The 21254-nt window shown below is 67.5% G+C and carries 16 protein-coding genes; 4 read left to right on the top strand and 12 right to left on the bottom strand.

What is annotated here, in order from left to right:
• Positions 1 to 174: 174 nt before the first annotated feature.
• The 3 genes from VFQ05_10140 to VFQ05_10130 form a co-directional block, all read right to left on the bottom strand.
• Entirely contained in the window at positions 175 to 951 is a 777-nt protein-coding gene (locus VFQ05_10140; GenBank protein ID HET9327122.1) for a sulfite exporter TauE/SafE family protein, read from the bottom strand.
• 6 nt (positions 952 to 957) lie between these two features.
• The gene (locus VFQ05_10135) at positions 958 to 1905 is read right to left on the bottom strand and encodes a serine hydrolase (protein ID HET9327121.1); all 948 of its coding nucleotides are present in this window, start codon (positions 1903 to 1905) and stop codon (positions 958 to 960) included.
• A gap of 101 nt (positions 1906 to 2006) precedes the next feature.
• Positions 2007 to 2735 carry a PIG-L family deacetylase gene (locus VFQ05_10130; protein ID HET9327120.1) on the bottom strand — a complete coding sequence of 243 codons (729 nt, stop codon included), beginning with the start codon at positions 2733 to 2735 and terminating at the stop codon, positions 2007 to 2009.
• A gap of 159 nt (positions 2736 to 2894) precedes the next feature.
• On the opposite strand from VFQ05_10130, the gene VFQ05_10125 reads away from it, so the two are divergent.
• A complete protein-coding gene (locus VFQ05_10125; protein HET9327119.1) occupies positions 2895 to 3380 on the top strand; it encodes a gamma-glutamylcyclotransferase family protein in 486 nt (161 codons plus the stop codon).
• A gap of 4 nt (positions 3381 to 3384) precedes the next feature.
• On the opposite strand, the gene glgP is transcribed toward VFQ05_10125, so the two are convergent.
• The 7 genes from glgP to VFQ05_10090 all read right to left on the bottom strand — a co-directional run bounded on the left by glgP (position 3385) and on the right by VFQ05_10090 (position 15870).
• Positions 3385 to 4983: an alpha-glucan family phosphorylase gene (glgP, locus tag VFQ05_10120; GenBank protein ID HET9327118.1), complete on the bottom strand. Its 1599-nt coding sequence runs from the start codon at positions 4981 to 4983 to the stop codon at positions 3385 to 3387.
• Between the two features lie 21 nt (positions 4984 to 5004).
• The gene (locus VFQ05_10115; GenBank protein HET9327117.1) at positions 5005 to 6330 is read right to left on the bottom strand and encodes a Phenylacetic acid catabolic protein; all 1326 of its coding nucleotides are present in this window, start codon (positions 6328 to 6330) and stop codon (positions 5005 to 5007) included.
• On the bottom strand, positions 6330 to 6794 hold the full coding sequence (locus VFQ05_10110) for a GNAT family N-acetyltransferase (protein HET9327116.1): 465 nt from the start codon (positions 6792 to 6794) through the stop codon (positions 6330 to 6332). The genes VFQ05_10115 and VFQ05_10110 overlap by 1 nt, the downstream gene beginning before the upstream one ends.
• A 138-nt stretch (positions 6795 to 6932) precedes the next feature.
• Positions 6933 to 11462 carry a FlgD immunoglobulin-like domain containing protein gene (locus VFQ05_10105; GenBank protein ID HET9327115.1) on the bottom strand — a complete coding sequence of 1510 codons (4530 nt, stop codon included), beginning with the start codon at positions 11460 to 11462 and terminating at the stop codon, positions 6933 to 6935.
• Between the two features lie 477 nt (positions 11463 to 11939).
• Entirely contained in the window at positions 11940 to 13379 is a 1440-nt protein-coding gene (locus VFQ05_10100; GenBank protein HET9327114.1) for an alpha/beta hydrolase, read from the bottom strand.
• Positions 13380 to 13540: 161 nt separating this feature from the next.
• Positions 13541 to 14443: an aminotransferase class IV gene (locus VFQ05_10095; GenBank protein ID HET9327113.1), complete on the bottom strand. Its 903-nt coding sequence runs from the start codon at positions 14441 to 14443 to the stop codon at positions 13541 to 13543.
• 2 nt (positions 14444 to 14445) lie between these two features.
• Positions 14446 to 15870: an anthranilate synthase component I family protein gene (locus tag VFQ05_10090; protein HET9327112.1), complete on the bottom strand. Its 1425-nt coding sequence runs from the start codon at positions 15868 to 15870 to the stop codon at positions 14446 to 14448.
• A 149-nt stretch (positions 15871 to 16019) separates the two neighbouring features.
• Here VFQ05_10090 and VFQ05_10085 point away from each other — a divergent pair, with 149 nt between their 5' ends.
• On the top strand, positions 16020 to 17204 hold the full coding sequence (locus tag VFQ05_10085) for an amidohydrolase family protein (GenBank protein HET9327111.1): 1185 nt from the start codon (positions 16020 to 16022) through the stop codon (positions 17202 to 17204).
• 280 nt (positions 17205 to 17484) lie between these two features.
• On the top strand, positions 17485 to 17814 hold the full coding sequence (locus VFQ05_10080; protein ID HET9327110.1) for a hypothetical protein: 330 nt from the start codon (positions 17485 to 17487) through the stop codon (positions 17812 to 17814).
• Positions 17815 to 17904: 90 nt separating this feature from the next.
• On the opposite strand, the gene VFQ05_10075 is transcribed toward VFQ05_10080, so the two are convergent.
• Both VFQ05_10075 and VFQ05_10070 read right to left on the bottom strand, forming a co-directional pair.
• Complete coding sequence (locus VFQ05_10075; GenBank protein ID HET9327109.1) at positions 17905 to 19368, bottom strand: hypothetical protein; 1464 nt, start codon at positions 19366 to 19368, stop codon at positions 17905 to 17907.
• Positions 19365 to 20102, bottom strand: coding sequence for a hypothetical protein (locus VFQ05_10070; protein HET9327108.1), 738 nt, complete (start codon positions 20100 to 20102; stop codon positions 19365 to 19367). The genes VFQ05_10075 and VFQ05_10070 overlap by 4 nt, the downstream gene beginning before the upstream one ends.
• Positions 20103 to 20362: 260 nt before the next feature.
• On the opposite strand from VFQ05_10070, the gene VFQ05_10065 reads away from it, so the two are divergent.
• Positions 20363 to 21172: a hypothetical protein gene (locus VFQ05_10065; protein HET9327107.1), complete on the top strand. Its 810-nt coding sequence runs from the start codon at positions 20363 to 20365 to the stop codon at positions 21170 to 21172.
• Positions 21173 to 21254 lie beyond the last annotated feature (82 nt).

Below are 21254 nucleotides of genomic sequence, written 5' to 3'. Positions count from 1 at the left end.
GAGATGCAATTCGCCGGCCGCCGAGGTCCGGAGTGGGACAAATGCCGCAACTCGTTGCGACGCTTGGGCGGAATACGCCGGCTGACCGCGCTCCCGACGCTCGCTTCTGGGATAGACTGGGTCGCTTTGACTCTCGATCGCCACGATTTGGGTCAGCTCACCCGCCGGTGGAGGTCAGCTCGGGCGGCTCTGCCGAGGTGGTCGCACCCAGGTGAGGACGGCGTTGATCAGGAGGAACACGGCGAAGCTGCGCACGAGGACTGCGTGCGGGAGCAGCTGAGCGACCCAGGACGCGAGCGGCGCGCCCAGCAGGGAACCGATCGCGAGCATCGGCACGAGCGAGCCGACGACGTGTCCATGGCGCGCGTGCTCGATGGCGCCCGCGGGGCCGGACACCATGATCACGGCCAGTGACGTGCCTTGCGCCGCCTGTTGCGTCATGCCGAGCGCCAGCGTGAAGACCGGGACCGCGAGAATGCCCCCTCCGACCCCCATGAAGCCGGCGATCAGCCCCACGCCGCTTCCGAGCGCCAGGTCGACCGCGAGCCCGGTCCAGCCTTGATGGAACGAGACGGCCGATGGCTCGGGAATCCTGAGCAGCAGGCGAATCGCCACGACCACCAGGAAGAGCGCGAAGGCCCGGGAGAGCCCGACCGAGGAGAAGCGTGTGGTGAGACGGGCGCCGAAGCGTGCCGTGATCGCGCTGGCGACCGCGACCACCGCGGCGGTCGCCCATTCGACGTGGCCGTGCCAGGCGTAGACCGCGACTCCGGCCAGCGCCGTGAGCCCGATCACGGCCAGGGAGGTCCCGTGCGCCTGATGCTGGGAGCAATGGAAGCGGCGGGTGAGGATCGGAACCAGCAGCAGGCCGCCGCCCACCCCGAAAAGCCCGCTCCCGAAGCCGGCGAGCGCGCCCCCGAGCAGGGAATCGACCCGGTCGCGGGCGCGCATCGCGCGCTAGTTGGTGTGGGTGGCGCTGGGTGCCGAGGTCTTCTGAACCAGGCGGACGACGTCCGCGAAGCGGGTGGCGGGGGTCGGGGCGCCGAGGACGACCGCGATCATGTCGCGGCTCTGGGTGTGCACCCAGGTCGCGAGGCAGTAGCCGGCTTCCGAGATGAAGCCCGTCTTGCCGCCGCGGATCTCGTAGCGGCCGTACAGCAGACGGTTGGTGTTGTAAACCGCATGGGGACGATTGCGGGAACGATAACGCCCGTAGAACTCGTACGAGCGGGTCGTCGTGATGGTCTGGATCGTCGAATTCTCGGCCGCGGCGCGCAGCAGGCGCGCGCAATCGGCCGCCGTGGAGACATTCCGTTCGTCGAGTCCGGTGAACTCGACGAAGCGGGTGCGGGCCAGGCCGATCTCGACGGCCTTGCGATTCATGCTCGCCAGGAAGTCCTCCGACGACAGCCCCGATTCGCGCACCAGGACCCGGGTGGCGGCATTGTCGGAGCACATCAGACTCATGTGGAGGAGGTCGCGAAGCGCCAGCGTCTCGGAAGGCCTGAGGTGCGTCTTGCCCGCGCCCAGGATGTCCACGCGCTTCACCTCCACCTCGCGGTCGAGATCGGGGTGTTGCTCGAGGAAGACCATCGTGGTCATCAGCTTGGAGAGGCTCGCGATCGGCACGGTCACGGCCGCGTTCTTCTCGTACAGGATCTCGTCGGTCGACGGATCGAGAACCACGGCGTGACGAGCGTAGACCCCTCCCTGTGGAGGCGCGCGGCGCGCCCGCCGCCGCTTCCGGCGGGTGGTCGATTTCTTCTTGGTCCCGCCGGTCGAGGCGGTGAGCACGGTGGGCTGGAAAGCGTCCGGAATGGGGGCCGATTCCGCGGCCGTGGCCGGAAGGGCGATCGAGCAGGCGAGGAGCAGGAACAAATACGGTCGCTGGAGGCGCAGCGACATGGTGAACCTCCCGGTTGAGGATCCGATGCCGTCCCTGGTATCGGCTAAGCAGGCTATGACTTTAGAATGCGCGCCCCCGCAGCGTCAACGGCGGCGTGCGATCAGGGTCGCGGAATCACGTCGCGCACGAGACCCAATGGGTCGCCGACTCGGAGTGGGGCGGTCGAGAGGAACGCCTGACCGTACTTCACCCCGACTTGCCATCCCCAATAGCGCGCGTAGGTCTCGAACACGTCCCGAACGCTCGGCAGCGTCGCGGGACGCGGACGCTCGGAATTGTGGAATTGCGTCTGGTGACAGTCGAGCGCAGCCAGCCAGTCCTCGACGTGGTCCGTCACGTCGACGACGAACGTCGGCGGCGTACCGGGGGGCAGGAAGTAGAAGTAGATCGCCTTGGCCTGGTGCGGCTCGCCCGGAATCGGGGCCTTGCGCAGATGGGCGAGGTTGTACGCGTTGGCCACGATCTGCCCGGTCTTGTAGTGGTCGTTGTGGCCCAGGCCACGGCCGATGGGCAGCGTGTGGTACGGCGCCATGACGATCTGCGGGCGATGCTTGCGGATCACCGTCGCGACCTTGCACCGGTTCTCGAAGGTGTCCTCGATGCGGCCATCGCCGAGGTCGAGGTTCTCGCGTACGTCGAGCTGGAGGATGCGAGCGGCCTGCGCACACTCCTCGAGGCGGGCCTCCGGGGTGCCCCAGCCCATGTCGCCGGTCGTCATGTCCACGATTCCGGTCGTATGTCCGAGCGCCTTCACCTTGCGGAGGGTGGCGCCGGCGCCGATTTCGGCATCGTCTGGATGCGGCCCAAAGACGAGCAGATCGATGGACATCGGTGGCCGAGACTCTCCGGGATCGAATCCACGCCACGAGCGTGACGGTGGGGACGCGGCATCATAGCGGCGTGCCGCGCGGGCGCTCAACCCGGTGCCCGGGAACCCGGCGATAGGCCGGGCCCTTCCGCTGGAGTATGCTGCCTCGCGAGGACCGCCATGCACTATTTCGCGTACGGATCGGACCTGGATCCCAACGAGATGAAGGCCATGTGTCCGGGCCACCGCGTGGTCGGACTGGCCATGATTCCCGACCATCGCCTCGGATTTCCTCTGTACTCACACCGATGGGAAGGCGGTGTCGCCGGGCTGGTGCACGCGCACGGCCAGAAGGTGTGGGGCGTGCTCCACGAGCTGACCGAAGCGGATCAGTCCGCCCTCGACGCCCACGAGGGGTGGAAGGGCCCGGGCAATCAGCACAACCTCTACGAGCGCGAGACGGTGACCGTCGAGCTGGTGCGTCCCGAGGATGGCTCGGCGCCCCGCCGGGTGAGAGCGACCACGTACCTGCCACGCCAGTCCAATCCGTCCGCGCCTTCGCGGCGGTATCTCGACGCGCTGCTGCGAGGCGCGCAGCACCACCGGCTCCCTGAGGAATACGTGGAATGGCTTCTGACGATCGAGCCGGTCGGCCAGCAGCCTTGACCGGCTAGTCGACGGGCGGCGGCGTCTCGTAGAGGCGCTCGAAGTACTCCTTCACCATCCGCTCCGAGGTGAACCGGCGCTCCGCGGTCAGGATGCTGGCCTGCATCATGGTGGTCCAGCGCTCCTGGTCGGCCCACGCCGGCAGCACCTCACGCTCGAGCACATCGTAGAGCGCCTGGAGATCCTTCGTGTCCTCTCCCGCGCGCTCGTCCCCGATCGCCCAGCCGTTCACCCCGTGCTCGCAGGCTTCCGCCCACCAGCCATCGAGCACGCTGAGATTGAGAACGCCGTTCAGCGCCGCTTTCATTCCGGATGTCCCGCAAGCCTCGAGCGGCCGGACCGGGTGATTGAGCCAGACGTCGCATCCGCGGGTCAGCAGGCGCGCGAGCGCCAGGTCGTAGTTCTCGAGAAACCACACGCGGCCTTCGTGCTCGTGCTGGGCGCGCGCCAGGCGGGCGACGATGGCCTGTCCGGTCGCGTCGTCAGGATGTGCCTTGCCGGAGAACACGATGTGCACGGGCCGCGCTTCCATCAGAGCCTCGAGCCGCGCCTCGTCCCGCAGGATGAGATCGCCGCGCTTGTACCCGGCGGCGCGCCGGGCCACGCCGATCACCAGGGCTTCGGGAACGAGCGGGCGTCCGCTGCGTCTCGCGACTTCCAGCGCCAGCTCCTTGCGCAGATCCTGGCGGGCGGCACGCAGCGACCGCGCATCGCCGGCCGCGGCGGCGATCGCCGGGGCCTGCCAGGTCTTGCGGTGCACGCCATTGGTGATCGACACGATGGGAGCGGCCTTGTCCACTCTGGCCCACATCGCGCGCGTGGTCTCGCCGTGGAGCGCCGAGACGGCGTTGGCCCTGCGCGCCAGCCGCAGGCCGGCCGCCGTCATGTTGAACGGGTCGCCGCCGAGCGCGCGCACCTCCGCGCCGGACAGCTCGAGACAGGCGCCCATGCGGCGGAGGTCCTTGATGCCGTGCACCTCGTTGCCGGCGGGCACCGGGGTATGCGTGGTGAAGACGATGCGCCGCCGAGTGTCGTCCCATGCGTCGGGAAACGTCATGCCCCCGGCCATGCGCTCCGCCAGCATCTCCACGCCGGCGAACACCGCGTGGCCTTCGTTGAAGTGGTAGGTCGACACCTCGAAGCCCAGCCAGTTGAGCGCCCGCACGCCGCCGATCCCGAGCAGCATCTCCTGCGCGATGCGCACGTCGTTGCCGGCCTCGTAGAGCCGGCGCGTGATCCAGCGGTGCTCGTCCCGATAGGGCTGGATCATGTAGAGAGGCGCGTTGCCGAAGCGGGTGGTGACCAGCACCGAGCACGGCACTTCGACGCCGCGCACGCGGACGCGCACGCGGACGCCCGTGTCCTCGAGGAAGCTGCGGTCGACTGGCGGGTATTCGTAGGTCGGCCGTCCGCCTTCATCGATCCGCTGGACGCCATAGCCGCGTTCCCAGCACAGACCCACCGCCACGAGGGGGAGCTCGAGATCGTGCGCAGACTTGACGAAGTCGCCCGCGAGGACGCCAAGGCCGCCCGAATAGATCGGAAACGACTCGTCGAGTCCAAACTCCATGCAGAAGTAGGCCACGACGCCGCGCGCCGGCATGGAAGGAAGCCTAAGGAGTCTTCAGGACGGGTGCTTGGCGGCGGGCTCGTCGACCACCCATCGCACGGCGCGCGAACAAGGACAGTTGCCGCCCACGCGGCGGAGCTTGGGCATGTGCTGGGTGGCCTCGGCCGGGCTCCACTCCGAGGCGGCGACCTTGCGAAGGCCGTCCCCGTAGAGCTTCATGTCGCGGCTCGCCATGTACCCGTCGGAGAGCTGAGTGGCCAGATAGCGCAGGTAGGTGTCGGCGTCGGCGAAGGACTCCCCATCGGCCCCGATCATCGTCCAGGCCGGCTCGCCCTTGCGGCGGAAGAATCGAGCGTCCGGCAATCGCAGCAGGTCCGTCCATGCCACGCCATCGTGGCGTCCGTGATCGCGCTCGAGCGTGTCGAGGATGCCTTCGACGGCCTCCAGCGACTGGCCGGGGAAGCGCGCCCGCAGGAACCGGAGGTTGATGTCGCGCACCATGCGACGCACCTCCTCGATGTAGAGATCCTGGGCCTCGCGATTCTTCATGTCCTTGAAGCCGAACTTCACGTTGGTCTCGCCGCCGCGCTCGTCACCGAACATCTCCAGCGCGCGCGGGAACCACTTGTTGAACGACTTCTGGATGGCTTCCATGGTCACGTAGGGGTCGCCCTCGGCGGCTCGCTTCGCCCAGCGGCGGAGCGGGATGACCCCGGCGGCGAGATGGAAGGCCTCTTCGCGCAGCATCGGCGGCATGCTGTCGGCCATGGGCTTGTAGGCGCAGGCCTTCTGCATGGTGAGCTGGTACTTGCCGACCCGGTCGATGAGAGCGGCGAAGCAGATGTTGTCGATGAAGGAGTCGTAGTCGAGGTTGAAGGCGTCGAGGACGTGCGAGCCGGTGCCCATCGAGAGCACTTCCTCCACCATATCCTCGCCCTTCAAGCCGCCGGAGGCCTTGCTCCAGTCCTCGGAGAGGAGCAGGTGGAACATCTGATATCCGTGGCGCAGCTCCTCCGCCATCACCCGCATCACCCAGAAGCGGTCTTCATCGTCCTGGGCGCGGGCCAGCGTGCCGGCGTGCTGCTGGATGGAGCCGAACTCGGTCGATGCCTGGGCGCGGATGATGGCCAGCAGATGCCGGGCTTCCTCTTCGGTCAGCTCGCTGGGCTTCAGCCGCTTCTTCTCGCCCGCGTGATCCCCGACCGGGACGGTGTCCGGCGTGCCGATCTCCATCTTCGCGCACAGGCAGAACGCCTCGTCCTTGGGAAAGTACTTGTCCCAGCTCTTGATCAGGAGCTCGTAGTCCGGCATCCAGTGCCGGCGCCAGTGCTCGACGGCATCGTGATACTTCTTCTCCAGCGTGGTGTTCGCGACTTTCATCATGACTCCCGTGACGACGGCACCGGCATGACCAGGGCGCGCATCGGCGACGGCTTGAATCCCAGCGCCGCGAGGAACCCCGCGACGGCCTGGTCCTGCTCGTCGACCAGCGTGCGGACCATCGACGCTCCCCGCGCGCGGAAGGTCTCCAGCATGGCGCCATAGAGCTGTCGGCCCAGATCGCGGCCCCGGTAGTCGGGATCGATCCCGAAGCGCTCGATCCAGCCGCTGGGCTCTTCGATGCCGAACTCCCCGCCGCGGACGTCTCCCAGCATGAAACCCACGACCTTCCCGCCGACTTCGGCCACCTGCGAGGACTCGGGGTCGCGACGCAGGTAATAGCCCACCCGCTGCTCCCAGATCTCGGGCCGGTAGATGCCGGTGATGCGCTCGTCGATCTTGACGATCGCCCCGATGTCGAGCTCGTCGAGCGGGCGGACCTTGGCTTGCGCCTGAACGGGCATGGAGGCCTCGTGGGAACGCGAAGGGATGAAAGCGCAGCGAGATTAGCAGGTTTTCGGAGCGCGCACAGCCGGGCGGGACGTAAAGCGAAGGCGGGCGGGGATCGCTCCCCGCCCGCCACGCTGTGGTGCGACTACGAGCTAGTTGGCGAGAACCGCCAGCTTCTTCTGGCTCGTCCAGCTATTCGACTTCAGCTGATAGAAGTACACACCGTGACTGACCTTCTGACCTGCGTCGTTCGTCCCGTCCCAGACCACGACGTGCTGCTGACCAGCCTGGAAGGTCCTGTCAGCCACCGTCTTGACCAGACGACCGGTGACGTCGAAGACCCGCAGCTGGATGCGTTCCGTCTTCTCCAGGCCGAACGCGATCCGGGCTTCACCGGAGCGCATCGGGTTGGACGACTTCAGGTTCATGAAGTTCACGAACGTCTTGCCGGTCCCGTTGCCGTCACCCACGCCCACCGGGCTACCCGACGGCGTGCAGAGCAGGTCTCCGAACGCGCTGGTGAGCGCGTCGTAGAAGTACTTCCGGGTTCCGACGTTGAGCAGCGACGTCTCCGTTCCCATGCCGCCGAACAGACCCATGGTCCAGCCGTTGTAGAGGGTCTTGAACGGTCGCGCTCCGCCGGATGCCGGAGCGTACACCGACGCCACGTACGGGGCGCCGGCGCCGACGTTCTCATGGTACGCGCCGACCTGCCCCGCGGGGGCAGCCACCTGCACGTTGAAGACGTCGTTGTTGATGAAGCAGAAGCTCGACAGACCGAACGTGTAGGGGCTTCCGCCTGACGTGACGGGAGGCTGCACGATGACGTCTGCGACATTGGACGCGTTGCCCGAGAACAGGCGGTAATCGCCGTTCCGGAGCGTCGCCCTGAGGAACGAGCTCATGAAAGTGCCGTGGTACACGCTCATCAGCTCACCGAGACGCATACCCTGGGCGATGAATCCGCGCGGCTGGGCCGAACCACCGGGCAGCGACAGGAAGCTCTGGAAGAGGCCGATGTCGGCGTCGGTCTGATCGGGAATCGGGCCGAGGGCCTGATCACCGATATCCGCCGCCAGCAGGACGAGCATGCGGTAGTTCTTCACCATGTCTTCGCTCGGTCCGTGCGTCGACCACTTGCCGGTCGTGAGGCTTCCGCCGGCGGTGTTCCGGTTGGCGCCGCGGCTGCCGGGACGACCCGAGGGAATGTTCGACTCGCCGGCGATCGTCGAATAGACGTCGAAGATCGTTCCCGGCTGTCCGCCGTTGTCGCGGCGGCAGATCGAGTCGTCACTGCCCACGTTCACGCCCGCCCAGTCCTGGTCGGGACGTGCGCGCCAGCCGTTGTGAGCGCCGCGCTTGGTCGAAGCCGTCATGCCCATCGAGTCCGCCGTGGCTATCCAGATTCCAAGGTCGCCGCGCCGCTCGCCCAGATCGAGCACGAGCATGCACGCCATTCCCTGTCCGCCGGTGCCCCAGGCTCCGTCCTTCCAGCGATCCGGAAGAACGCGAACCTCGCGCCAGCGGTGGAAGTCGAAGTAGCCGAACGTCTCGGTGTTCTGCGGGAAGATGTAGTTGGTATCCGGCGACATCTCGAACTGAGAGACGGGATCGCCGAGGATCGACTTGCGATAGAAGTACTGAATCTCCGTCCCGGGCGTGAAGATGCCGTCCGGAAGGATCTTCGTGTATTCGAACGTGTGGCCGATGGCCAGGCCGTTCTCGGACGCGGGCAGACCCGAGCCGGCGACCGGCACGCCACCCACCGCGTAGGCCGACGGCGGATAGGGATTGCCGCCGCCGAGGTTGCCGCAGTTGATGTTGTCGGCCTTGTTGCTCTGGGCTCCGGTGTTGATGAAGCACCGGTTCTTGTTGATGCCGAGCGTCGCGTACTTCGGATCCGACTCGTGGTACATCGTCATCCACACGCCGGGCGTGAGATTGGTGCTCGCGGTGGGATCGAGGAGACTGGTGGGGAAGAAGTTGGTCTCGACGGTGTCCATCCGCGCGCTGTTCCACTTGTTCCAGTCCCAGTTGCCCACCGCGCCGGCGTGGCCAGGTCCGGTCGCGCCGTTGCCGCCGGTTCCGAACCCGCCGTTGTCGGCGATGTAAGCGCCCCAGAACTTGCTGGCCGAAGGAATCGCCGCTCCCACGTCACCGGCGCTTGCCGCGACTCTGGGCGCCTGATCCGGACGCCGAGCGATGCCGGACGACCGGTTGCCGATGGTCACGTAGTTGCCGGGACCCGGGAGGATGCGGAAGACCAGGTCCATGCGGACGTTGGCCCCCGCTCCGCCTGCCAGCGCCGAGTCACCCGAGATGTTCTCGCGCGCGTTGTTGCCGGTGACCGAGCTGCTCCCGGTCTGCGGAGCGACGTTGTAGCCGGTCTGGAGGCGGGCCGCCAGCGTGTCGTAACCCACTCCGAACGTGTTCACCGGCTTGTTCTGGGAGTTGACCGGGAAGCAGTCCTGGAACTGATTCGAGAAGGTCGCGGCCAGAGCCGGAGGAGGCGGCGCCGTGACGAAGGCGATCGCCAGATTGTCGAAGTAGCCGCCGGCGTTGGCGCCGGAGGTCGGCGAGCAGGCCAGAGCCGTCACCGTGCCCTGCAACGAGTAGCAGCGCGACATCGACTCGATGTACACCCGGAACGAGTCCGGAACGCCGCTCGGGTTGCTGGTGACGACGAGCTGATCGACCAACGGATCCACGAGCAGTTCTTCGTAGCAGCCACGATCACTCCAGCTGCTGAAGAAGATGCTCTTGACCATGCAGCCCCAGACCTTCTGCCCGTTCGCCTGGGTTGCCGGCCAGCTCTGCCAGCCGAAGCGGAAGCCGTTTGCCGTCAGATCGTAGTTGTAGACGTTGTGCAGGTACTCGCCCCAGAGCTGAGGCACACGGTTGGCGATCTCGGCATCGATCCCCATTCCGTTGTAGTCCCCGACCCCGTTGGATTTGAGGTTGATCGTCGGCGAGACGATGTACTTCTGCTGATCCTGGGTGTTGCCGCCGTAGAGACCGCCGGTCTTGTCGGCGTCGTCGTGATTACCCGGAGACAGCACGGCGCCGGTCGCATTGCAGAAGCGAACCGCCGCGGTCACCGCGCCGCACGGATCTTCGAATGGCAGAGGCGAGCCGGGCTCGTTGATGCGGTGCGTGTGGAACCACGCGCCCGGAGGCTTGCCGGTCGACTTCCATGCCAGCGTCGCCGCGACACCCGTGTTGTTGTCCACGTCGTTGACGGATTCGAAGCCGTTGGTCAGCGCCGTTGCGCCGCCGCCGGACACCGAGACGTCGTCGATGATGGCCGCGCCGCGGGTCAGCGAGCTGAAGCCACCCGCCGCGTTGTTGGTGCCTTCGTTCGGCGTGTTGCCCTGGTTTTCGTCGTCCGAGCCGCGGTTGGTCTTGACGCGGAACACCAGACGCAGGCGACCGCCGTTCCCCGCTCCGCCGTCGGCATCCAGGATCGAGTTGACCTGCGCCTGGGTGAGGACGATGTTCGCGGTGATCGGAGCCGCGGGCGTGCCCTGGGAACCGGCCACGCTCACGAGTTCACGATAGGAGGTTCCCGGAGCGTTGATCTTCACCACCTCGGAGAACCAACGGCGCTGGAGGTCGTACACCGGAGCGATCGAGCCGTCCGAGCGGAGGCAGTTCGCCTCGTCGACCGGGGCGCCCACGTACACCATGAACGAGTCCACCAGGTTCGCCAGGTTGCGGCTCCGGTAGTTGCCGTCACCGATCACCGGCGTCTTGAGCGGGTCCTTGTCGAACCACCCGGCCTGCGAGGCATGGTCGCCCTGCGAGCCGGTGCTCATGTTCGTCGTGTACTTGAAAGTGACCGTGACGTTGCCGCTGGCGTTCGCCCCGAAGGCGACGTCGCGGTAGAGCATCTGGTCCCACTGCGAACCGTAGCCCGGGAAGTTGTTGTCGGTGCCCTGGCTCCGCTGCGCCGAGATCTGCCGGCCGCTGTTGTTGCCCTGGAAGGAGACCAGAAGACCATTGATCGGGTTTCCAGTGATCGGGTCGATGACGCTGTTGTCACCCTCGGACCGCAGACCGCACCACGCGGATGCCGTTCCCGCGATCGGAGTCCACTCGGGATTGGGTCCGGGAACTGCGTCGCCAGCCGGCAGAGGTGACGAGGCGCTGCCGACGTCACGATGCCAGTAGCCGATGACGCCGAAGGTCCGCTTGGGGGAACCCTGCGGGATGACGTAGTTGCCCTGGTTGCCGTAGTCCAGCGAGAACCAGGGGCGAATGTTGTCGTCGAAGTTCGTCGGTCCGACCGAACCGAACGGCGCCTGGATCGGCCACCAGCCCATCAGAGAGTCGGTCTCTCCGCCTTGGAAGTGGTCGAAGTCCCACGTGCCGTTGAAGTCCGTCGCCGAGCCGAGAGCCCCGTTCGTGAGTCTGTGGGGCCCGCGCCCGATCTTGAATGGACCGTATCCGCCCGGCGTCCCCGGAACACCAGGCTGAACGGTGTTCACGTGGCCGATCCAGACGGTGTCGGGATCGGAGCCGGCGCTCGTTCGGGGACGCAGCTTGGCGGCGCGAACACGAAGTTCCTGCTCCATCCGCGAACGGACGACCACGTCGGCTGACGCGGTGCTGAGCATGAATTCCGCCGCGCCTGCCAGCCCGAAGAGCAGGGTGACGAGAAGCGCTTTCATACGAAACTGCATCTGCGCACCTCCATGATCCTTCGGGGCCAGTCCCGAAGGGTTGTGAATCAGGGCACTGATGAGCGAGGTGACGCCTGTGACCGCCGAGCCCTTTGGTCTCGCCGGGAGGCGGTTCTACTTCTCCGTTTCCACCCGATCGACACCCCGAGCACAGAAACGGTCGCCCTGCGGCAGAGGGCATGGTCTAGGAAGTGAGCGACGACCCCCTTTCCCTGAGATGAAAGACTTGAGAGAGGCCGCGCCCAAGAGCCTGGTGGAAGGGACGGACCATCTTTCTCTCTCTCTGACCTTTGCTTGACGCGGAATTTACGTGAGAACCGACTGGCAATTCAAGACTTATCCCTGGAAGGGTGCGGCGGAGCGCGGTCCGGTGACCGGATTCGGGGGTTTTGAAACCCCTAACGTCTTGATGATCCTCAGTCTCAGGACCACCCCCCGCTCGTCAGAAAAGTCGCGAGGGAATGGCTGACCGGCCTTCTAGGACTCGGAATCCACGTCCGATGCGGGGTGTGTGGGCGCCGCGACGCGGTGAATGAGCTCGAGCGGGCTTCTGGGCCTCGTCCCCCAGGGCCAGGACCAGCGGACGGGATCGGAGGCCTGATCGCGGGTCGTTGCCGTCCAGATGGGGCGAGGGACGTCTCCCTCCAGGGCTTCGGCGAAGTCGATGTCGACCGCCTCGGCCGCAATACACCCGCTCGGAGGGAGGGCCTCCATGGGATGCCTCACTCGACGGTGCCGCTCGAGCTTGCGGGCCAGCCATGACACGACGCGCGGCCGCAGGTCGGTGACGACGTTGAAGCAGTCGTGCGCGCCGCGCGGGTAATACACGATCTCGCGTTCGCAGCAAGCGTCTTCGAAGATCCGCCACGCCTCGGTGCCGGGCGTGACCAGGTCGTGCCCGCCGGCGGCGAGGAACATCGGCTGCCTGAGGTTCTGCAGGATGCCGGCGAGCGTGATGCGCTCGATCGCCGCCCCCATCTCCCGCTCCGCGAGGTTGTAGAGCGCGGCCAGCTCACGCCGCATGCTGGAGAGCGTCACGTTCCAGTAGATGTCCGCGGAGTAGGGCGGGCTGACCGCGGCGACCGCCTTGATGCGTGGATCATGCGATGCCATCCGAATCGCGAGGTATCCGCCCAGGCTCAGGCCCATGCAACCGATGGCGCCGGCATCGAGCTCCGGCCAGGTCTCGATATGGTCGAGAATGGCCACACCCACCGGCCGCGGCTCGGCCACCATCGAGAGCCGGTTCCACGTGCGGCCGAGCCCTGGCCCGTCGAAGGTGACCACGGCGAGCCCGCGCTCCAGCATGCTCTCGCCCCACCAGTGGAGCTCTTCCTTGACCGCGTTGGTTCCGTTGAAGGCCACGACGACGGGAGCGGGGCGGATTCCCTTCGGAACCCGCACGTACCCGCGCATCAGCTGACGGCGGAAGAGCACCTCGAAAGGCCTCGCGGGCGGGTCCATGAGAGGCGCCGCCTGCGCGTACGCGCGGACGCATGCGGCGTGCAGCGCGCGCTTGCGGTTGATGTCGAGGAAGATGACGTACTGGCCGAAGTTGTATGCGGCCGAAGCGGAGATGAAGCGCCGCGAAGCCTCCGCGGTCCGGCCCAGAGCGAGCGCATCCTGGGCGCCCTGCTCGTGGGCGCGGCCGAGCGCCTCCCACTCATCGACCCACGAGCCGAGGCTACCGATCCGCCCCAGCACACGGGCGAGATCTTCGGGGCTGACTCCGGCGTTCGTGAACTGGAGCTTCGCCCAAGCGGGCATCTGCTGGGCCACCCCGAGGCGGAGGCTGAGCCGCACGAAGCCAGGGCGCAGGAGCTGTCCCCTCAGGATGTGGGGGACCAGAAGCTCCAGCCTCCCGCCCTTCACGTTCCCGGTTGGGATCTTCAGGCCGCCGTTCTGGACCGATGCCATCGTCACTTCTCCTGCCTCTTTTCCGATGCGGGCCCGGGTTTCCAGAATTCTCTGTATTTCTTGTGCATCGCTCGTGCCACGGTCTGGAACCCGGAAGGAGAACGCGCCGGTGCGTCCATCCTGGGAGCTATCAGGGTTTTCGGCGCGTGGGCAGGGTGAATTCACGCCACGGTTGGGGGCAACGCGCCACGCTCGATCTCGCGAGCCACGGCCGCGGAGTAGGCGGCCCTGATCCGCGCAACGACTTCATCGCCGAGCGGGGCGGACCGGCCTTCGAGAACCGCGACCGGCACGACTTCCTGAATGGAGTTGGTCAGGAAGATCTCGTCGGCGCGATCGAGGTCCCGTGGCGTGAGCCGCGACTCCTCGGCCACGAGGCCGAGCTCGGCACAGAGCTCGAGCACGGTGGCGCGGGCAATGCCGGGCAGGATGCCGAGCGCGAGCGGGGGCGTGCGAACCACCCCGCGATCGACCACGAACAGCGTGCTCACGGAGCCTTCGAGGACCGCTCCGGAAGCGGACACGAGCAGGGCCTCGTCGGCGCGCGCGGCCCGTGCTTCCTCGCGCGCCAGGTGATAGGCGAGCCGGCTCGTGGTCTTGTGGCGACCGAGGGGGCCTGGCTCGAAAGGTCGGCGGGAGTAGACGAGACGAGCGCCCGAGCGATGCGCGCGCCACAGTCGCGCTGCGAGGTTCTCGGCCTCGATCCATGATCCGGTCCGCGTTCGCTTGCCGCCGCCGCCCGGGATGCCGCGGGTCACCGTGATGCGGGCGGCGGCATCGGTCAGCCCGGCGCGCCGCAGGAGCTCGGCGAGGCCATCGCGCAGGACTCGTGGAGAGGGCGGGACGGGGAACCGGAGCTCGGCCGCCGACACGACGAGGCGCTCGAGATGCCGCTTCCACTGGAACGGCTGGCCGTCATAGATCCGCACGGTCTCGAACAGGCCTTCGCCGTCCCGCGCGCCGCGGTCGAACACCGAGAGCACCGCGTCCTCGCCGCGCCGGATCTCGCCGTCGATCCACACCATCCGGTCGAGCGCCTTTGGCGCTCGGCGCCGGACGTCCACGCTCAAGGCATGGTCGCCATCGATGGCGCGATGGCGAGCGGCCCCAGGACGGACTCGAGCGCGCGGACCAGACCTTCGGACTTGTGCAGCGTCTCGCGGAACTCCTCGTCGGGATCCGAGTCGGCGGTGATTCCTCCGCCCGCCGAGATGTGCACGGCCCGAGGCGTCACGAGCGCCGTGCGGATGGCGATGTTCCAGTCGGCGTCGCCGCGCCAGTCGATGTAGCCGAGGCTCCCGGTGTAGATGTGGCGACGGACCGGCTCCAGCTCCTCCAGGATCTCCATCGCGCGAATCTTCGGGGCGCCGGTGATCGAGCCGCCCGGGAAGCAGCCGTGCAGCAGATCGAAGGCGTCGAGCCCTTCGCGCAGCGTTCCCTGCACGGTGGACACGAGATGAAAGACCTGGGCCAGCGACACGAGATCGCAGAGTCCCGTGGTGTTGACGCTGCCGGTTTCGCACACGCGACCGAGATCGTTGCGCAGCACGTCCACGATCATCACGTTCTCGGCCCGGTCCTTGGCGCTCTCGATCAGGGCCTGGCGCAGCGCCTGGTCCTCCGCGGCATCGGTGGAGCGAGGCCGGGTTCCCTTGATCGGGCGCGTCTCCACCTGCCGCCCGCGCAGCTCGAGGAAGCGCTCGGGGCTGGCCGATGCGATCGCATGGTCGGGCGCCGAGAAGAGCGCTCCGTGCGGCGCCGGCGAATGGAACGACAGCGCATCGGCGAGCGCGAGCGCGAGCGCGCCGGGATCGGCGGAATCGAACGCGCAGGTCCAGCGTTGGGAGAGATTGGCCTGGTAGATGTCGCCCCGTCGAATCGACTCCTTCACGCGCTCCACCGCGCGCCGGTAGTCGTCGGGCTGGAACGTGGAAGGCATCGTCACCAGCTGCTCGTGCCGCGGGAGCCGCGGAGGCTGTCGCCGTCCGACCTGGAGCAGCCGGAGGAAGAGATCGAGACGCTGCTGCGCGCGGCTGGACCGCAGCTCCTCGTCGAGGGGCAATCCGCTGGAGAAGAGCCACGCCTGGCGAGAGTTGTGATCGTAGGCGCCGATCACGTCATAGAAAGCGATCAGCGAATCGGGAAGGCCCAGATCGTCTCGAGCGATGCTCGGCAGCCGTTCGAGACGCCGCGCGAAGTCGTATGCCCAGTAGCCGACCACGCCACCGGTGAACGGCACCGAGGTCGGCGGCGGATCGCTGCCGATCACGCGCCGCGAGAGCGTTCGCCACAGGGACTGCGCGTTGACGTAGTCCTCACCGGCGAAGACGGCAAACGGGTCGGCTCCGAAATAAGACCAGCGCGCCCGCTCGTCCGGCATCGACGAGTGGAGGAGGAAAGGATAGGGAAGATGCGAAAGCGCTCGGACTGCGGCCAGCGGATCCGCGATCTCCACCGCCTCGAGCAGAGGAAGCTCGGAGTGGAAGAGCATTGTTTTCCGAAATTAGGACCGACGAGTCGGCAAGGTCAATGGCCTCGTCATTCTTGACAGGACGAAGGCGCTTTGACAGTTTGAGCCCTTCGTCCCGCAAGGATGCGGGCGAGCTCATCGCAAGGAGGCGTCCTCCTGAGCCCACGACCGTGATCATCGGCCCCGCCCTCGTCGTGAGCGGGGGTCTCGAGCCGCGCATCATCGCGGACGGCGGCGTCCGGGTCGCCGGGTCCCACATCGCCCAGGTCGGACCCATCGGACCGCTGGCTTCGGCCTTCCCCGAGGAGACCGTGTGGCCGGCGGGCGGACGGCTCCTCCTGCCCGGGCTCGTGAACGGCCATGCTCACCTCGCGCGGCACCTGGCGCGCGGGCTCGGCCTCGAGCATCCCGCCGACTGGGAGCGCTACGACCGCGCACTCGCCCCCGAAGACGTGCGCTGCGCGGCCCGCGCCGCTCTCGTCGAAGGGGTGCGCCACGGCATCACCACCACGTGCGATCTCCATCGCTCCGGCACGTTCGTGGACTTCTCGCTCTCCGAAGTCGCCGAAGCCGCGCGCCAGCTCGGCGTCCGCGTGGCCACCGCGTACGCGGCGGACGAGGATGACTCCGCCGACCAGCGACGCGCCGCCATCGACGAATCGCTCGGGCTCGTGGCCGAGCTGCGGCGCCAGCGCCAGGGCCGGGTTCAGGCGCTGCTCGGAATGCGCGCACGAACACCGGCCGGACTCGCGCGCTTCCTCGACGACATGGACGACCATGCAGCGGCCTCCGTCGGCGTCCATGTCGAGCTGGCGGGCGCGACGCAAGCGGAACGCTGGCTCGATCGCCGGATCGAGCGCCAGTCCTTGTGGGCGCACGTCGAGCATGCGTGGTCGGGCCTTCAAGGTGGACTCGAGCGCGCGCCGGCGCTTCCGGTGGAAGGCCCGGGCGCCCCCCACGCTCATGAACCGATGGTCGCCTGGGGCAGCGACTCCGGCGTGAACTCGCCTCCCGCGCTCGAGCGAACCGGAGGGCCGGGCACCACCCGTCGCCACTATCACCAGGTCATGACCAGCGGCGCGCGATGGGCCGAACACGTCTTCGGCGAGGGGCTCGGGGTGATCGAGCCGGGCGCACCCGCCGATCTGATCCTGGTCGACTACTACCCGGCGACCGATCTCGAGCAGACCACGGTCTTCGAGCATCTCGCAGCCTGTCTGGGCCGCTCCGCGGTGTCGGGGGCGATGGTGTCCGGCGACATCGTCATGGATCGCGGCGTGCTCGTCACCGTGGACGAATCCGAGGTGGCCGCGCGCGCGCGCGAGTGCGCGCGCCGGCTCTGGCGGCGGCTCTGATCCGCGGCTGACCCTCGCGGGCCACCGAAGCGGAACGCGGTGGACCCTCAGGGACACCGGCATCGCGCCCGCGCGGCTTCGTCTTCTGTAAGTCCCAGTAAATCGCGGCGGGACCGAGGGGCACGCTCCCTGCGTGAGGGAAGAGCGAAAGCGTGAGGGGCGGTTCGGACAGCCTCGGTTTCGCAAACGGGTCAGGTCCGAATGTCGCCTCGAGGAATCCCGAATGCGGCTCCTCGCGCTCCAACTGTCCGAAGCTCACCATTGCAGCAGGAGGCTCTCCGTGAAGCGCATCTCTCTCGTCGTGATCATGCTCGCGATGGCGACGCTCGCCGCGAGCGTCTCCAGCGCTCATTCGGCCGCACCGAGGATCGATCGCCGCGAATGGCGGCAGCACATGAGGATTCAGCAGGGCTTCAGGACCCGGGATCTGTCGCGGCGCGAATGGGCCCGGCTACACGCGGGTCAGCGCCACGTTCACCGGATGGAGTGGCGCGCCATGCGCGACGGGCGTCTCGATCGCGTCGAGCGCCGGCGCATCAGCCGCATGCAGAATGGGGAGAATCGCCGCATCTACCGGCTGAAGCACAACCGCGAGACCCGGATTCTGTAACGAAGCGGACAGCTCCAGATCGCTGAAGTCACCAGGGCATCCGCCCTGGTGACTGCGCAATTCCGGGCGTCAGGATCGGGATGAGTCGCGTTACTCGAGACGACGGAGCATGTCGAGCGGCACGGAATAATGCACGGTCAGCTTGTTCTCCGGATTCGTGCCCACACCGTACGCGTAGTCGACCCGCAGGAATCCGCGGGGCTCGGGCAATCCCGGCCGGTACATCAGCGACACGCCCACTTCGCTGAGCCACGCTTCCCGCTCGGGAAACTCGTCGCCCGGGCCCGGGGGCCCGCCGTAGGGATTCGCTCCCCACACCGTGCCGCATCCCGTGAACAGGCCGCCCTGCAGCACGACGAGGCTCGGAATCGGCAGGTGCAGCGCCCGCCCCAGGTCGGGCGTGAAGATGAGATCGATCTTGCCGAACGCCTCGCGAGTTCCGGCCATCGAATTGGTGGGCAGCGAACGGAGCGAGTGTGGGCCGCCGAAGTAGAACGCCGCCTGCGGGATCGCGTCCCCTTGGAGCCGTCCATATCCGATCTGGGGGACCATCGTCGCGATGCGGCCGATCCCAATGTCACCGCCGGTGACGAACGTATAGCGCTGGTATTCGAAATCGCTGGCCAGCGCGGCCCCCGCAAGCCGAACGCGAGCCTCGGCCTGCCAGCCGGTGCCCGGGATGCGGACCGTGGCGTCGAGGGCGGTCTCGCGCACACGGCCCTCCGCCGCCGGCAGATTGAATGGAATTTCGGGGTCGTTGCTGAGCAGGTTCCAGGTCGTCGTGGTGGCCAGCGCGGACTCGAGCTGATCGCGGAACTGAATGCCGAACCGCCAGCGCGAGCTCTCCCGCTCGAGCCGCGTCAGATACCCGTCGCGGCGGTAGTAGTGGTGGCGGTCGCTGCCGTTCGCCAGCGCCCGCAGCACGCGCTGCCATGACATCGAGCCATCCGGGTCGATCACGGTGGTGAAGCGTCCTACCGTCGCTTCGAGCGTCCATGCCGATTCGCCGCGGCGGCGCCGTCTGTGCTCCACGCCTCGTCCTTCGCGGTTCGTGATCCAGCGCTTGCGGTAGGAACCACCCCCCAGCCACTCGTTCGGACCGACCACGTAGCCCGCGCGGCCGGAGATCGCGCCGCGGCGCTCCGCCCGGCCCAGGGTGAGCACACCGCCATAGAGCGGACCGTCCGCGCGGTTGAACGAGAACCAGGGCGCCCACGACGGCCGGGGTCCCTTGCGCATGTCGCCCATCGGATCCGGATTGGCGAGCCGGAAGGCCAGCGTGCTGTCCAGGCCCACCGTGTCGACCGGAATCGACGAGGGACCGAAGTAGACGTCGGTCGAGTCGGCGAGACCGCGCAGGTAGCCGCCGAGCCCGGTGTCGGGCGGCGCGGATTCCGCGGGCGGTGGAGCGGGCGTCGCGGCCGGCACGGGCGTGGACGAGGTGTCGGGATTCGCCGCCGTGGTGTCGGGCGGGGTGCCTTGCGCGCGCGCGGCCCCGGCACACGGGATGCCGAGCAGGGCAAGCACGACCAGCCTGGTGAGCGAGCCTCTCATCGGGATGCCGGAAGGAACAGCGCATCGTTCAGGCCGGTGTTGATCTTGTAGTCGCTGAACAGCATGGCGACGTCGAAGGAGCGGCCGAAGGTCGGAATCGGGACGGTGAACTCGGCGCGGATCAGCACGCGGCTCAGGACCCAGTGCCCTTTCTCCTGCTTGCGCTCTACGACCATGCGATCGATCGACTTCATGAACAACGGCACGGGCGATCGCTCGAAGCGCACTTCCTCGCGCACGATGACGAAGTCGTTGGTATCGACCCATACCAGACCACTCGGGGCGAAGGGGTCGAGCGCGGAGCGGGGCTCGAACTGGATGCGATAGATCAGATGTCCCGCGACCAGGTCTCGGCCGACGATGTGATAGCGATAGGTGTCCCGTGCGTCCGGCCGAAAGGCGAAATTGACGATCTCCTCGCCCATCCCAGGACTAAAATCGACGTCGACGTTCGACCGGGCGCCCGTCTTGGACGGTTTCGGCTCGCGCCGGCGGAGCAGGATGGAGCGCACCTTGTCCGGGACCTTGCGGTAGACGCGCCACACCGTCTCCTCGACCAGGCGGGGCTCCTTCTTCGTGTTCGTGACTTCCCGCATCACCCGGATGCCGGCCTGGAAGCTCTGGTCGGTGATCAGCGATTCACGTCGCGCCTCGCCGCGCGCGACCCGGTCGAGGATCTCGTCGAGGGTGACGCGAGGGGCCCGCACCAGGACCTCGGGGACCGAGGTTCGCATGGTGTCTTCGACCGCCAGGGTAGGACCCGAGCTGGAACCGGAGCTGGCAAGCAGGGAGGCCAGTACGAGACTCGACAGGATGAGCATGAGGAGGGGCGCGGCACGCTAGCACGCGGTGCGGCGCACCCGCAACAATCCGAGCCACGGACGACTTCGGATTTCCGCTCCATGCAGCGCTGGACGCACTCGGCACGAGGCGTGCACGCGGCATGCCGCATCGTGGCCGCGACCCCTGACTGCGGGTCGCATCGGAGGATTCCATGAAGCACCACATCACCGCGCTCGTCGCGCTCCTGGGGCTCTCGGTCGCCGGAATCGCCGCGGCCGCGCCCATACCCGAAGTCTCTCCTTTGGCTCTTCCCATCGTCGTGGTGGGCGGCGGCGGCTTCGCGCCTCCACCTCCACCCGAGCACGCGTACCGGGTCCGGTACCGTCCGCGCAACGGCAGGCCGGTCTATCAGGAGCCCCCCGAGTACTACCGTCCGGCGCGCCCGTCCCGTCCCGAGTCCTTCTCGCAGCTCCACTTCGGCGTGCAGGACGTGGGCGGCTCGGAGCATCCCGGCATGGTGTTCGGCTTCCGCGGCGGTGTGCTGGCCGACGCCAACATCAAGTTCGGCGGACAGATCGAATGGCGTCACCGCGGCAACAGCGCTTCGCAGATCTTGAGCGAAGAGCCCGGCCCGGGCGGCACCACCATCACGGTGAAGCGCGACCTCGCGCGCTCGTCGTCGGATCTCATTCCGATCATGGGCTTGCTCGAGATCGGCGGGAGCCGCGGCGGTTTGATGCCCTACTTCGGCATCGCCGGCGGCGTCGAGATCCTTCACCTCTCCGCGGAAGACTTCCAGACCGGCGAGCGGTTCGACGGCAACTTCGTCGGCTGGGGCTGGCAGGGCTGGGGCGGCATGTCGATGGCCCTTTCGCGACAGGCCCGACTCAACGGAGAGGTCTTCTGGAACGGCGCACCCGACCTTTCGCGTGATGTTCAGGATCCATCGGGAGGCTCGATCCGCGAGAGCGTGGACATGAGCGGCGCGGGCGCCCGCGTCGGCATCGCCTGGGTGTTCTGACCCAGCGGTTTCGCGAGACTCAATCCCAGTCTGATTTCGGTCGATAACGCCTGACACGCCTGCCGGTTCAGTCGCCGGCAGG

The sequence above is a fragment of the Candidatus Eisenbacteria bacterium genome, from assembly GCA_035712145.1.
Classification (GTDB): domain Bacteria; phylum Eisenbacteria; class RBG-16-71-46; order RBG-16-71-46; family RBG-16-71-46; genus DASTBI01.
This window is presented reverse-complemented; position numbering and strand designations above follow the sequence as displayed.